At 40.9% G+C, this 13,323-nt stretch carries 14 protein-coding genes; 4 read left to right on the top strand and 10 right to left on the bottom strand.

The genetic code is table 11. The annotated features are described in order from the left end of the window. The 4 genes from BFS30_RS26880 to BFS30_RS26865 are packed head-to-tail and all read right to left on the bottom strand — an operon-like array spanning nucleotide 1 to nucleotide 2,864. On the bottom strand, nucleotides 1-1,155 hold the full coding sequence (locus tag BFS30_RS26880) for an ABC transporter substrate-binding protein (protein ID WP_083252261.1): 1,155 nt from the start codon (nucleotides 1,153-1,155) through the stop codon (nucleotides 1-3). Nucleotides 1,156-1,191: 36 nt separating this feature from the next. Continuing rightward, on the bottom strand, nucleotides 1,192-1,740 hold the full coding sequence (locus tag BFS30_RS26875) for a phage tail protein (RefSeq protein ID WP_069382124.1): 549 nt from the start codon (nucleotides 1,738-1,740) through the stop codon (nucleotides 1,192-1,194). A 24-nt stretch (nucleotides 1,741-1,764) separates the two neighbouring features. Further along, entirely contained in the window at nucleotides 1,765-2,304 is a 540-nt protein-coding gene (locus tag BFS30_RS26870) for a phage tail protein (protein WP_069382123.1), read from the bottom strand. Nucleotides 2,305-2,315: 11 nt separating this feature from the next. Next, nucleotides 2,316-2,864 (bottom strand): phage tail protein, encoded by a 549-nt coding sequence (locus BFS30_RS26865; RefSeq protein WP_208603013.1) that lies wholly within the window; start codon nucleotides 2,862-2,864, stop codon nucleotides 2,316-2,318. A gap of 142 nt (nucleotides 2,865-3,006) precedes the next feature. Between BFS30_RS26865 and BFS30_RS26860 the strand changes: the two genes are divergently transcribed. After that, a complete protein-coding gene (locus tag BFS30_RS26860; protein WP_069382122.1) occupies nucleotides 3,007-3,942 on the top strand; it encodes a hypothetical protein in 936 nt (311 codons plus the stop codon). Nucleotides 3,943-4,134: 192 nt separating this feature from the next. Here the strand turns inward: BFS30_RS26860 and BFS30_RS26855 are convergent, their stop codons facing one another. Then, nucleotides 4,135-4,830 carry a DUF4142 domain-containing protein gene (locus BFS30_RS26855; protein ID WP_069382121.1) on the bottom strand — a complete coding sequence of 232 codons (696 nt, stop codon included), beginning with the start codon at nucleotides 4,828-4,830 and terminating at the stop codon, nucleotides 4,135-4,137. A gap of 33 nt (nucleotides 4,831-4,863) precedes the next feature. Then, on the bottom strand, nucleotides 4,864-5,907 hold the full coding sequence (locus BFS30_RS26850) for a WG repeat-containing protein (protein WP_157263070.1): 1,044 nt from the start codon (nucleotides 5,905-5,907) through the stop codon (nucleotides 4,864-4,866). A gap of 191 nt (nucleotides 5,908-6,098) precedes the next feature. Here BFS30_RS26850 and BFS30_RS26845 point away from each other — a divergent pair, with 191 nt between their 5' ends. After that, nucleotides 6,099-6,695, top strand: coding sequence for a hypothetical protein (locus BFS30_RS26845; RefSeq protein ID WP_157263069.1), 597 nt, complete (start codon nucleotides 6,099-6,101; stop codon nucleotides 6,693-6,695). A 111-nt stretch (nucleotides 6,696-6,806) separates the two neighbouring features. On the opposite strand, the gene BFS30_RS26840 is transcribed toward BFS30_RS26845, so the two are convergent. From BFS30_RS26840 to BFS30_RS26825, 4 genes are read right to left on the bottom strand one after another with little or no spacing between them, the layout of a single operon-like run. Beyond that, nucleotides 6,807-7,460 (bottom strand): response regulator transcription factor, encoded by a 654-nt coding sequence (locus BFS30_RS26840; protein WP_069382118.1) that lies wholly within the window; start codon nucleotides 7,458-7,460, stop codon nucleotides 6,807-6,809. Nucleotides 7,461-7,510: 50 nt separating this feature from the next. Next, the gene (locus BFS30_RS26835) at nucleotides 7,511-8,308 is read right to left on the bottom strand and encodes a sensor histidine kinase (protein ID WP_069382117.1); all 798 of its coding nucleotides are present in this window, start codon (nucleotides 8,306-8,308) and stop codon (nucleotides 7,511-7,513) included. Continuing rightward, a complete protein-coding gene (locus BFS30_RS26830; RefSeq protein WP_157263068.1) occupies nucleotides 8,284-8,928 on the bottom strand; it encodes a hypothetical protein in 645 nt (214 codons plus the stop codon). The genes BFS30_RS26835 and BFS30_RS26830 overlap by 25 nt, the downstream gene beginning before the upstream one ends. 28 nt (nucleotides 8,929-8,956) lie before the next feature. After that, nucleotides 8,957-9,430 carry a hypothetical protein gene (locus tag BFS30_RS26825; RefSeq protein ID WP_069382115.1) on the bottom strand — a complete coding sequence of 158 codons (474 nt, stop codon included), beginning with the start codon at nucleotides 9,428-9,430 and terminating at the stop codon, nucleotides 8,957-8,959. A 268-nt stretch (nucleotides 9,431-9,698) separates the two neighbouring features. Between BFS30_RS26825 and BFS30_RS26820 the strand changes: the two genes are divergently transcribed. Together BFS30_RS26820 and BFS30_RS26815 are read left to right on the top strand one after the other, a co-directional pair. Then, the gene (locus BFS30_RS26820) at nucleotides 9,699-10,835 is read left to right on the top strand and encodes a hypothetical protein (protein WP_069382114.1); all 1,137 of its coding nucleotides are present in this window, start codon (nucleotides 9,699-9,701) and stop codon (nucleotides 10,833-10,835) included. 180 nt (nucleotides 10,836-11,015) lie between these two features. Then, nucleotides 11,016-13,322: a hypothetical protein gene (locus tag BFS30_RS26815; RefSeq protein ID WP_069382113.1), complete on the top strand. Its 2,307-nt coding sequence runs from the start codon at nucleotides 11,016-11,018 to the stop codon at nucleotides 13,320-13,322. The last annotated feature ends 1 nt before the right edge of the window (nucleotide 13,323 follow it).

Genomic DNA, 13,323 nt, shown 5'->3' with positions numbered 1-13,323 from the left:
TTATGAGCAGAGATATGTATTTAGCCATTGCGATGAAGGGCCTTGTATTTCGAAATTAATCAGTTCATTAAAAGAGGCTTCCACCATTTCCAGGGATAAGTCGTGATGTTTAGATACCTCTTTACCGACTCCACTATGCAGATAATGTACCGGAGAAATGTAATGTTGGGTGTACGCATGCAAACGCATTTCACCCTTAGCCCCCCGAAGCTTTTGTAGATCCGGATGTTGAACTATCGTTTTTGCATCGAGGGCTTTATCCTCTGAGATTTCCAGAATTGTTTTAAGCATCAGGCCGGTATCCCAGCCTAAAACGCCAAAAGAATCGGGTTCTCTGTTGGTTTCTTTTTTAAAGGTCTGGCAATATGCCTGGTTTTCTTCCTCTTCTGATGCTTTAAACCAGGAGGTATATCCTGAAACGGCAATGCTTTCTTCAGGATTTAAGTTGCCTTCGTATAGCGATTCTTCCAATAATACTGGACAGGCATAAAGTTTTAAATTTTTATCAGCCGCCTGTTCACGAAGTTGAAGATAAAGCTCCGGACCAAGTTCACCGCTTAGTGTTGCCAATAACGAGTCGACTTCGGGTTTTGTTTTGAGGAAGGAGATGAGTGGTTTGGTGTTGAATTGTTCCTTTTGCTGGTGGCCGACAAAGTTAAAAGCAATTTGTCCGGAATCGTCCATAAAGGAAGCAGCAATTGCATGAGTAATGGAATAACCCCCGTCGTAAAATGAGCTTACCAATGCGGCCGATTTATTTTCTTTTGCAGCCAATTTTCCGGTTAACCAGCAATTTGATGCATTGTTCAGGCTATGGTGAATCACATTGGGACTTGCTGCCCATGAAGGGGGATATTTAGCCCCGTGGTTTACTATGATTAATAATTTGTTGAGAGAAGTAACTACAGGAAACAGGCATTCTACCACGGGATAATCTGCAAAGATAACCAGTAAATCTACCCGGTGTTCGAGGATTAAACGTTCTGCTTCCTGTTGGATTAAGGCCGTGTCTGTCCCGTAACCTATAGAAGCGGTAATACATTCTATTTCATTGCTCAGTCCCCTATGTTTAAGGAAGGTATGGATGCCATCCATAAAATTGTAGGAGATCAATGGGTGAGTACTGGATCTGGGTAATAGTATACCTGTTTTCATCAGTTGCTTCTGAGATGGTTTTAGTTGAGTTGATCGTTAATTGCGTGATGGAAAAACTCCATACTCTGCGATGATAAAGTGTAGTGCTAAATAAGGTTGCATATTGTCATGTGGCATAGAGTTACCTGCCGGTCCAATGATACCTGAACAGGTAAGCGGCGCCATCTTATCTGTAGTTACCGTTCGGCCAAAGAACTTTTTTAAAGGAGCCTGTGCGATATAGTGGTCATCAGGAGAAGCGAAATTTCCTGCTGAATCACTCCGTGTCTTAAAGCTGATATCTCCGTTTACACCATGGTTATGCATTGGAAGGTTATTGGTAAGTAGTGTAACGGATTCGCTTCCAGATGATTGACCCAGAATAAATGTTCTTCCAGCATAGGAGCCTTGATGGATGGGAACGCGGCCCCGTAAATCTGGTAAGGCAAAGGTGGTCACACCGTCTCCACCATAGGTGGTTCCAATAAGGGCAAATAAGGCATCATTTTCAGAAATAGCTAATAACTGTCCGTCGCAAAACCTCCAGCCAAGAGGTGGAAAATTTCCTGCAAAAATGGTGATTTCTCCTAAATATGGTTGATCCATGATATGTCTTTATATAATTAATAATTAGTTTCTTGCAGGAAAGATTCCATACAGGGAAATTAAAAAGTTTACAGCCAGATAGGGTTGCAGGTTGTTGTGAGGATGGCTACTGCCGGCTATACTGGTCGGGCCACTGAGGTTTGTCGTCAGCGGAGTCATAAAGGTATTCGTGGGGTTACTGGTGTATAAGGCTGTTCCCGTAGTGGTTCCTGGCAAAGAATCTATCGCTGTAGCAGTAACTGCAGCTCCTCCTGTGCCGATGGCAGCCTGTACGGCCTGACCATGGTCGTGAGTTGGCATTTCTGTTTGGAGCAGAGTGACCGATTCAGTACCGGCCGTTTCCCCTAAAGGATGGGTATCGCTGCGATGTATCGGACATTTCCCCATCAGGTTTGGCAGCATAAAAGTGGTTGAACCGTTGCCTCCATAGGTTGTCCCTAGAAGGGAAAACAGAGCCGTGTTTTGCTGAATGGCCAAGATCTGACCATTGCATAAGGCTGTGTTTCTAATTGCAAAATTGCCGGCGAACATGTTAATCTCACCAACGTAGGTATCGTTTGGCATAACTATTTAAATTAATTGCGTGAAGGAAACATACCGTATAAACAGATGACAAAATTCAGTACCAGGTAGGGTTGCATGTTTTCATGAGGACTGGAAGATCCGGCGGTTGCTGTAGTCAGTGATGAAATGGTTCCCATTGTGGTATCCGGGACTGCAGTAAATCGCTTCGTTTCTGCCGCATTAGTAGCGAAATAATTATTTACCGGAGAGGTCTGATCTGCCAAAGGTCCTGTTTTTGCTTTTACCACCCCCGCATTAGATACCAAATGTTGGTGTGCGGGCATTTCGCTATTGGTTAAAGTATGGGCATATTCCCCACCGGTTTGTCCGAGTGTAAAATACTGACCAAGACCTTGCCCGACATGAACAGGTGTTTTGCCCTGAAAGTTGGGTAGTTGAAAATTGGTTGTTCCATTTCCTCCATAAGTAGTCCCCAGGATAGAAAATAAGGCTTGGTTTTGAGCAATTGATAAGAGTTGTCCGCTGCAGGTGGCCCAGTTTTTTGGGGCAAAGTCAAAGGCGACAATGCTGATATCGCCGATATAAGCTTCGAGTGACATATGAGAGAGTTTTAGATTATCCAAATAAAATTATATTTAAATATCCATTATTTCAAGAAAATTTTAAAATAAATATAATATATCTTGTTTTTTGTCGTTTAGCAGATTTTTTTTGTAATATTCGTCTTCAAATTAATGCTTCATGGAATCAAAACGCAGATCATTTTTAAAAAATGCATCTATTCTCGCTGGTACTGCCTTGGTAAGCAGTCCGTTGTCAGCGCTCGCTGAGGTGAATAAAACAATTAAGAGTTTAGCAAATGGGCACCATCTGACAGTTTATCATACCGGTAACCTGAAGGGCCATTTAGAAAGTAATGCCGAACAGCTGGGGGGCTTAAGGGAAATTCACAAGCTTATTGAAAGACAGGAGCATTCAGGCTTGATTCTGGATGTGGGAAATTTCATGGGAAAGGTACCTGCCTATGAAGTCATTTCTCAGATGAACAGGGCCGGCTATCATGCTGCAGCTATCGGGGCAAATGAATTGAGCGCAGGACAGGAGGAGTTGGCGGCATTGCTACCTGATCTGAGCTTTCCTCTGGTAAGTTGTAATTACAAATTCAGTAATCCTGCTTTATCTGCAGAGGTGAAGACTTATGTGATTATTCACTTTGGTCGTTTAAAAATCGGAATTACAGGCCTCGCTGAAAAAGTGCAGGTAGAAGGTCTTCGCTTTCAGGATCCTTATCTTTCGCTGAACAAGGTGTCAGCATTCCTGAAAACGGAAAAAAAATGTGATTTCGTGATCTGCCTTTCTAATCTGAATGCCGAAGATAAATCTTATAGTAATATTTATTTAGCCGGGCGATCAGCATATGTTGATTTCATCATCGGAAAAAACGGCACAAAGGTGATGAGCGGCGCTATGATTTCCAGAAACTCGAAAAAAGAAGAAGTCGTACTAAGCCAGGTTGGCTACGATGGGATCATTCTTGGAAAAACCAGTTTTAAATGGAATGATTTAAAAGAAAAGAGCGGATTTAGCCATCAATATCTGGTTGCCGGGTTACCCTTAAAGAATAATGAAAAACAAGCAGGTCGTATGCTGCATAAAATGGCTACAGCTAATGCCTAAATATAATGTATTTGGCTATAGCAAGTTGTAAGCTTGTTCGATAACGACGGTTAACTGGAACGTACGTCGAACGTATCTGGAACGTATCTGGAACGCCAAAATGTTCAAAAAGACGTTCCAGGTATGTCCATGGCAGGTCTATGGGCCGTTCCGGTTAACCGTTGTAAGCGAAGCCCGACAGCAGGAGCTTACTTAATTCGGTTTTACTTCTTTAGTCAATTCCTGAGCGGCCTCCAGGTGTTTTCTCAAGGCTGGCAATTGCTTTAGAGCAAAGGCTTTCAGCTCCGGATCTTCAGAATGACTCATTGCCGTGTAAAGTGAGATGAGGTTGCGGTTGCTTTCTATCATCATTTTAACAAATTCCAGATCGGTTTTAGAAGCTTTTTTTAATGAAACTTCTTCTCTCAGTGCAATATTTTTCTGTGTAGAAAGGTTTTTCAGTTCACCTGTAAGTGTAGCATGGCCATTAAGAATCATGCTGGCATAGTCTCTGATTTTATCATTTGCCGTTGTTTTCCGGGTATTACTGCTTACACTGATCTCTGTTTGCTGTGCGGCTATCATTCCGTTGATCAGCTCTGTACTTGTAAGTCCGTCCAGTTTTTGCTGTTTACTTTTTGCCAGTTCGTTTGCCCTTTCAATGGCATTGCTGGCAATATGAGTTGCATTTTCTCTTGAGCCAGCACCCTTTGGCTGATTAATGCCCTGTGAAAGTCCGTCGCCGCTTGCATTAATTACCGATCCTGTAGGGTTCTTAATGCCGGGTTTAATGGTGGTTATTTTTGTACGTTTCTTTTTCTCTTCCGTGGACGAACTTCTGGAAGTCGCGCAGGAGTAAAAGAGGCAGGATAGCAGGGCTGAAATTGCGATGGTATGGAGTTTATTCATGGGGATTTGATTTTGGATGTTCGGTTAAAACTACTACTTATTCTTCCATTCTTTCAAATGTTTTTTTACATCAAACCTATACGGAGCATTGGGGTGATTTCTGATGTATTTTTTACATTCTTCTAACTCAGAAACTATCCATTTTTGTAAGGATTTCTGCTCTTCAGTGATAAAAAAAGAGTAATGGAAGATGTTTTTGCCATCTTCAGACACCGTAAATATGTAGTCATCTTCTGCCCGCTGATTCTGGTAACCCTGCAAGGTATAATAAGGGAAACGACTGGTAGGCCATTCGGTAATTTCAAATTGTAATCTGGGGGTATCCTGTTGCTCATCGCTGAATCTGAGCCGGGCTATCAGACCTAATACCTCAAGGCTGTTGAGCTGATCTGCGATTTTTTGTTCTTTAGCTGTATAGGAAAACGGGTAAGGGTAATAATTGCCGTCCGAAAAATAATCTTTCGGGTTCTGTTGTTTCGCCAAAGGGCTTACTTTTTCTCCTTTAACGTTGATCATATGGATATCCGTATCGGGAGCGTCTGGTACTACAGTCCAGTGTTCATCGCTCTTATCGTACTTTCTTGTCCATTTCCCGGTATACACCCTACTGTAACCATAATGAAAAGGAGTAGCGAAATTCCATTGTGCAGGGATCACTTTATTGCCATATTTATCAGCAAATCCAATTTTATCACCATCTACGTAACGACGAAAGCCTTCCGAATAATAGTCCAGACCATTATCGAAGAATTGGGCATGATATAAAAATTTGCCTTCCCGGCTGTAGACATCGCCTATGGGGATAGCCGGACTGTCTTTTCTTTTGGGTTGAACATCTGTGTCCTGGAATTCTATTACAGGATCGGTAATGGGATGTTTGAAATCGTAATTGAAACCTGCACGATACGTAGCCGGAATAATGATGTTACCCAGCTGATCTTTTACTCCTACAAAAGCGCTGTCCGGGCTGCAAAAATAATATAGTATACTTTCCTTTGTCTGCTCGTTCTTTTGCGCATGAACATTGGACATGAGTAAAAAGAAAATAGTAAAGAAAATTGAAAAGGGATAAGACATGATATCATTTAGCTGGCCAAATTTAAGGTTTAATTTAACAACCTGTTTCAAATAAAGTTAGACATAGAAAATTTCTTTGTTTGTGTCGGTGAAACATGTTTATATTAGAGAGAATAATTATCCTAAGAAATCTCATTGTTTACACTCTTCATACAAAGAAAGCATCAGTAAGGCTAAACTTCAGAACATCCATGAACGGAAAGAAAAAAAAGACCTCAATATCAATCGTTGAAAAGAAAGCCGTACTGGCTGCTGTTTTCGTTCTGGGATTCTTTAGTTCATGTGTAAGCCTTAAAACACCTAAACGTGCAGATCTTGTTCCATTACAAGCACCGATGACAATGGGAAAGTATCCTGTCAACGTTAGCCGGACGATTGAAACCGGATCCTATAAGGGCAAGATCATTTCAACAGTGGTCTGGTATTATTTTAAGAATTCTAAGGACATAGATTCTCTGGAAATAGCTCAGGCAACGCATATTGAATTGAAGCTGTCCGACAAAAAGCACCTTACAGCAATATTATATAAGGGGAATGCTCCTTTAAAAACGGGGGTTCTAAAAGGTCATTTGAAAAAGGGTTATTTTAGGGCCAGGCATGACTTGTCGCTGAGGGGAGTGCCCCCATTTTTTTGGTCGGTTTCCTCTGCAAAAATGCAATTTGGTATAGGGAAGAAGGGGCAGCTTTATATCGATTCGGCTAATGAAACCAATGGCAGTATCTTAATCATGGTAGCTGGTACACCTGGTTTCACACAAAGTCTAACCATTCCAGTATACGAAAAGTAAATAAGAAAGCGGAAATGATCCTCCGACCATTCCCGCTTTATCTAAATTAACGCTCTCACCTATATAGACGCTAATAAAGACCAAATATTGTGTATACACTCAATTTAAGAGTTATATAGTAACTATTCCATTCTTTACTGCGTACATAACCAGGCCTGCAACGTTTTTAGAACCTATTTTTTCCAACAATCTGGTACGGTAACCTTCAACAGTACGTACACTTAAAAATAATTTATCGGCGATCTCAGTATTGCAGTATTCTTCACAAATAAGTTTAAGTACTTCAATTTCGCGTTCATTTAGCCGGGCGTCTTTTTCATGTAAACGATGCATGAAATTTGCACCCAACAATTCTTTAGCCATCGTCACGGATAGATTGTCATTAAAATAAAAACCTTTAGTGTGCGCGGTTACAATAGCATCCAGTATTTCTTCAGGTTCGGCGTTTTTCAAGAGATAACCTGAAGCCCCCAAACGCATCGCATTTAAAATATATTTGTCTTCGTTATGCATAGAAAGCACCAGGATTTTAGTGTCTGAGAAATGTTGATGAATATAGGTGATCGCCTGCATGCCATCCATCTCGGGCATTTTAATGTCCATTAAAATAACATCGGGTTTGTTATTGGTAATCTGAGCAATTAAGTCTTTTCCGTCAGTTGCTTCTATAATTAAGTTTAGTTGGACATAATCTTCTAAAGTGAACTTTAAACCTTCACGGAAAATTTTATGATCATCAGCAATAGCTAATTTTATTAAGTCCATAAGTTGATGCTGTGGTGGTGGTTAAGTATATAAATATAGCCTGGAATAAGTTAACTGTCAAGTTTATTGATATTTAAAGTAATCGTAGTTTGGGTGCCTTTTTCGATTTCTGAACAGGTTTTGATGTCAGCTTTTATAAGTTGGGACCGGCTTTGCAGGTTTTTCAAACCAAAGCCATGTACAATGGTTTTTTTATTAAAGCCGATGCCATTGTCCTTAAAATTTAAGCAGAGCAGTTCCGCTTCTTTGCTTAAAGTAATTTCAATTATGGAAGCCTGCGCATGTTTTATGGCATTGCCAAACAGCTCTTGTATCATGCGGTAGAGTGTGATTTCTATTTCTGGTTTAAAGCGTTCTCCATTTAAATTCTGACTATAAATGACCTGCATGCCCGTATTTTGCTGTACATAATTGCACAGATCCTGCAGTGCATCGGTCAATCCAAAATCTATTAAAACCGGAGGCAACACATTATGAATAATGTTGCGTATTTCCTGTATACATTCGTCGGTTAAGTTGCGGGTACAGGCCAGCAGGGCGGAGGCATTTTCGGCATTTCCAGATAATTTATCAATGCGATGCAGGTTTAATTTGATCGCTGATAATACCTGTCCGACGCTATCGTGCAGGTCAACTGATAAGCGCTTGCGTTCACTTTCCTGCGTTTCAAAAACTGCGCGCAAGAAACTGTTCTGTACTTCAGCCTGCATTTTACGTTTTTCTTCCTGGTATTTTAAGGTCTTTCGTTGGTAAAGGATGACAAACAAAAACAAAAATACCAGTAGCAAAACTACCACAAGTGTACCAATAATGAGTACTTCGGTTATATCGTTTTCCGTGGTTTGCAAAATAAGGCAATTGCGAATAATGAGTTAGCTATTATATTAATGATAGAGTGGATGGTCCAAAAGTTTTGAGACAAAGATCCCAAAGACCTTATGAGCATAAATAAAAAAATATTGATACTACAATACGATAATACCCCCGCACTTATCCAGAACATGGGTTGCTTTTCAAGGCGGACAATTTCAACCTGATCCAGTAATTGCCAGAAATATAACAAAGACAATAAAATCAAGGTTACGCTTAAAATGGTATTACCGATTGAAGGAAACTTTGATAAACCCTCTATAAAAAAGGCATTGGTTAAAATCAGTACTCCGGCTATTCCTGCAAAAATTATAGAGAGCTTTTTTAAAGTTAATTTATTAAAGGCATAAAAGTAGATTAACGCATAAAAAAAGACGCTTACCAATATAAACAGATGAATTAAAGGCGCATTATTGGCACGTCCTCCGGTAGTAATTAAGGTGATGTTAAAATGCCTCACCAACAACAAACTAAAATCAAACAGAGCAGAGATGATAAAAAAGACAGCAGCAATTTTTTGCAGATGATTTAAGTGCCTGCGGTTAACTATTGCTGCCACTATGGGAAAGAGTGCAGATAAGCTTGATAAGTTTTGCAAAAGGAGAGGCGTTGACATGATCTGTTTTTTAACTGGTCAGTTTATTGTCCGGACAACCCGCACCACCCGGACATGGCGAGGCTTGCTCACCCATAATATAATTTTGTTTATTAAAAGACATGGCCATCATTGTCTTTTGTGAACCTGCCGGATCCATTGTCGGCACTTCCTCCGGTATCTGATCTATACCATCTTTATCACTACCTACCAAAATCAGGTGCTTCACGCCGTAGGCGCCAACAATCCAACGCAAAAAATTGCTTATGGTAATCACAATGCGCTGAAACCAATTTAACCTTAATTCATTCGCATAGTAGATGCGGATGCCTAAACAATCAGGCTGACTAAGGATTTGCTGTATAATTTGATTGCCAAAAAAATACGAAATCGTTTCATTCGGATTCATGATGCGATAGTTAGTAGTCCAGGCAGCGGCAATCTTTGAATCAATTGGATTGCCTTCGGTACCATCAATCGGGTGTTGTCTGTTTTGAGTTTCCATTTTTATAGGTTCGTTTAGTTTGGTTTACTAAAATTAGATATTTATCAACTGTATTTCAAAGACTTAGCGTCAATAAACGGCCTTTTATTAATAATTGCGTAAAAGCCATATTGCTCATGCGTAATAACACGCATGCAAAATCCGTGGCGGCTACCTTGTGTCGGGCCGGTATTCATTGGAACTTTAATCTATCAAAAAAGGAATCCAAATGGCTGTCTCAATTATCCTGATTAAACATCCCTATTGAATAAGAATAAATTTTAAAAAAATGGAAACAAAAGATGAATCCCTAAAAGTTCCCTGCTGTCCTGAATTGTTAAAGGACAGCAATTGCGATGTAATTGTTTTTACACGCACTTTAAATTACCCATTGGCTATAAGGGGGCAGGACCGGCAAACTGCTCTGATAGCCCAACTATTAATCAGCTTTCGATTAAGCAGGTGTACCGTAGGTAATGTATTGGGTGATCCGGTTTATACCACCACCTTATTGCCTGGCGAAAGAGTGCGCCTGGTTACCACCGATAGAAGAAGCCGGTTTACCTATGATGCCAGCACCCAATTGAGTTACCGTTCTGAACAGATATCAGAAGAACAGTACTTTATGAAAGCATCGCAAAGCTATTTTTCTGATATGGAAAGCAGCCAGTCAGGACATCAAAGTAGTGAAAATAAAGACCACTGGGACTTTAGCGGCGGCTCGAGCAGCAGTATTGATATCAATCCGTTTAGTCCGGGTGTAGATTCGAGCAGTAATGCTACTAAAAATCACAACGGTTCTTCTACACTCGATTATTTAAACAGCCAAAGCAGTAACATGCGGGCTTCTGCAAGTCAGGCGGTAAATGCGACACATAAAGCGCATTCTATTTCGATTGGCGAGGTTGCCACCAAGGTCCACGCGGAGGGCCAGTCAGAAGATCATTTCGAATCTTCTTCCAGGGAGTTCTCGAACCCTAATGGCTGTCACGCCATCTCGTATTTTTTTTACCGGATGAATAAAAAGCAGGTCGTAAAATTTGAATTGCTAAGTATAGAAAAACTAATCAGCGTTTCAGGAGTTACCAATCTTGCTTTTGTCAATCCGGCCATCACACCTGCTATGCGTGAAGAAGCCTTAAAAGAGCTCAACAAAGATTTGATTGCGGCAGGTATCTTAGATGATAAAGGTGAGATCTCTGCGGCTTACCGGAAGAAATTTGAGTTTTCGATGGAGTTCTCTTTGCCAACTGCCGGTGTCATTGTAAAAGGTTGTCTGGATGAATGTAACACCTGCGAACCCGCTGCAAGAGAACGTATCCATTTACAAAATGAACTTTTGCGTAAGCAAATAGAACTACTCGAAAAATCACAGGAATATCGCTGCTGCCCTAATGACTGTGATGCTGGGGTAGAAGATAGCTAAACGCTGCGCTCCAGGAACGCTCAGCATGCCAACCAGGGGGGTAATGCTGTTAGTCTGAGCGTTTATATATGCCATTCCAGGCAAAGTTGAAGCGTGTGCATCTAAAATTAAATACAGGAGTCAGCCGAAAATCCGATGAAAGAGTAGGCTATTAAAATCATCAAAACTATGTATATTTCTATGCAAGGCAATTGGACCATACGTGTTACGGCCAAAAATGCAGCCTTTAAACAGCAGTTTGTAGTGCAAGGCGCGACAAGCGGAAACGGCACCTATCCAGGTACAATCGGCGCAGCCGATGTGGTGGTAACCGGCGCCATGTGGACCCTTAATATTCAAAATAATCCAGGTACAGGTTTCCAGAATTCTGATACGCGGATTAAATTTCCAACCAAAGTAGGGGCCAATTACCAGTTTCAGATTCAATCCAATGATACGGGAGCTGATCAGGATTTCGATGATCTGGTGCTTACCTGCATCACGCCGGCAAGTGCTCAGGATTTTTTAGCCTATGGCCATGTCAGCACCTACAGTGGCAATTGTCTATACAATCCTTGTTATCGCAGCCATTTTGTGATTGATCATCGTGATGCTTTAGAACGGGCATTAAAAAATCCAAGAATGTATGAACTGATCAAAAAATATTACCCTGAGCGTATTCCACCCGTTATTGTCAATCCAAATCCGCCAGATCCAGGCCCCTTCAGACCCATTATGATTAATTTAATGGATGATCAGCAAATGCCCAATCGTATAGCCGAGGTATTCAACATTGAAAACGAAGAAAAGGTTATTGATAAAAAAGCAACCAGTTTAAAAAATCCGGAAAGTATGTCCCTGGAGCGCACACTGAAATTTAGTAAAACCATTCAGCTGGATACCAAAGTAAGTAAACAGCTGACTGCAGCTCATCGTGAAGTTGTTGGCATTTTTGAGAATGCCCGTTTTGGATGCAGCGTTTCCGACGGAAAAAACATCAGTTTAAATTTTGAAGAATACGACCGTACTACTTCGGAAAAAGTTGGAAATCCTTATACCGGTACAGGAGAGCGAAGAAATTTAGGCTTTGCCATTACCGATATGAATGGTAACTATATTTTCCATTATAAGCATAGGGTTTCTGATGTATTGGACGAATTTTCGACAGATTATGCTGTCGGCGAAAATGTTGCCGTACAGGTATTGCCGGATTTGATTGTAAGCATCCCGGGATCTACTGTTGGCGCACCTGTTTTGTACGAAAGCGCCTGTTACTTCAATGTAAGTAAACTTAAACGCATTGATATTTGCATCCCTGCATCGGTTATATCCAAACCTTTTAATTGTTTTAACGGCAATATGATCGGTGCTTTAGGCAACGTACTTATAGGTGGTAACCAAAATAGCGCGGCAAGTTTTGCTGCTTCTGCAATGGATAGAAATTCTGCTGCCCTGCATAACCATTTACATGCCGATGGACGTATTACCAGCCACAATGTTTTAGCGCATTTAAATATAGATTGTGCAGCATGGGCGGGTATTGTAGATGTAAAAGGTTGTTTGTACAATACGCAAAGGAAAGCTACTGATCCGATAATTGCCTTTTATACCATTAGGTACAGCAAAAATATGCTGGAACCCTTCAGTACCTGGAATTATGTAGCTGAAGGTTATATGGGGTATTTATTTCAAGGGAGCAGCTGGGACCTGTTGCCCAAATTAATAGGTTCGTACGATACTGTTCCCCTAAAGGTTGATGGTGGCCCGGCAATTAAAGTACCTTACTACTTAAACGTAGAAGCTCAAATTGAAGCGGGTATTCCCTGGGTGCCATACGATAAAAACCGCTTAATCCAACTAAATACCTCAATTTATCAGGGTACGGCACCAGGGACAGTTTATTTCCGTATGGACGGTTACGATGCTGCCGGAAAACATATACCAGGTGCTACAGATATGATTGCCATGTTTATAGATAACAATTACCTTGGCTTTAGCTTAGATGATGTCTGGTTTGATGCAGATGGTGTAAATATTGTAAAAGCTGAATGTAATTTATACCGTATTAAAGAGGCCTTTTTAAACAGTTCACTAAACGTGAAATTTAAAGCCTGCGAGACTCATCCCAATTCTGTATTCCAGGATCATTACGACCTTTCTATCGGAAAATGTGGTACTTCTGCAGGTTTTGAGGTGAAACGATTGGGAAGCCTGATACCTGAACCGGGTATTTTACATGGTGATAACCCCAATAATAACGAGGCGAACAGTTGCCCGGGTTATCGGGGCACAGCAGATGCCAGCAAATTCGGAGATTCAAATGCACACCAGATTACTTTTGTGCCTTTACCTGTTCCCGCGGGAAAATGGCTGGAACCTAATGAAAGTTATGCAACCGTTTCTATTGGTCTATCGGCATCAAAAAGAACAACCAATGGATATGGCGCTGGTGCAAATGCGGCTCCCTATACCATAAGTACGGGTGTAGCCATTGAACGTTTACCATAGA

Source organism: Pedobacter steynii (assembly GCF_001721645.1).
GTDB lineage: Bacteria > Bacteroidota > Bacteroidia > Sphingobacteriales > Sphingobacteriaceae > Pedobacter > Pedobacter steynii_A.
The sequence above is the reverse complement of the archived record's forward strand: the minus strand, read 5'-3'. Positions and strand labels throughout refer to the sequence as shown.

Coding starts and splice junctions, on each gene's coding strand:
- BFS30_RS26880 (WP_083252261.1), bottom strand. CDS start 1,155: ATGAAAACAGGTATACTATTACCCAGATCCAGTACTCACCCATTGATC.
- BFS30_RS26875 (WP_069382124.1), bottom strand. CDS start 1,740: ATGGATCAACCATATTTAGGAGAAATCACCATTTTTGCAGGAAATTTT.
- BFS30_RS26870 (WP_069382123.1), bottom strand. CDS start 2,304: ATGCCAAACGATACCTACGTTGGTGAGATTAACATGTTCGCCGGCAAT.
- BFS30_RS26865 (WP_208603013.1), bottom strand. CDS start 2,864: ATGTCACTCGAAGCTTATATCGGCGATATCAGCATTGTCGCCTTTGAC.
- BFS30_RS26860 (WP_069382122.1), top strand. CDS start 3,007: ATGGAATCAAAACGCAGATCATTTTTAAAAAATGCATCTATTCTCGCT.
- BFS30_RS26855 (WP_069382121.1), bottom strand. CDS start 4,830: ATGAATAAACTCCATACCATCGCAATTTCAGCCCTGCTATCCTGCCTC.
- BFS30_RS26850 (WP_157263070.1), bottom strand. CDS start 5,907: ATGTCTTATCCCTTTTCAATTTTCTTTACTATTTTCTTTTTACTCATG.
- BFS30_RS26845 (WP_157263069.1), top strand. CDS start 6,099: ATGAACGGAAAGAAAAAAAAGACCTCAATATCAATCGTTGAAAAGAAA.
- BFS30_RS26840 (WP_069382118.1), bottom strand. CDS start 7,460: ATGGACTTAATAAAATTAGCTATTGCTGATGATCATAAAATTTTCCGT.
- BFS30_RS26825 (WP_069382115.1), bottom strand. CDS start 9,430: ATGGAAACTCAAAACAGACAACACCCGATTGATGGTACCGAAGGCAAT.
- BFS30_RS26820 (WP_069382114.1), top strand. CDS start 9,699: ATGGAAACAAAAGATGAATCCCTAAAAGTTCCCTGCTGTCCTGAATTG.
- BFS30_RS26815 (WP_069382113.1), top strand. CDS start 11,016: ATGCAAGGCAATTGGACCATACGTGTTACGGCCAAAAATGCAGCCTTT.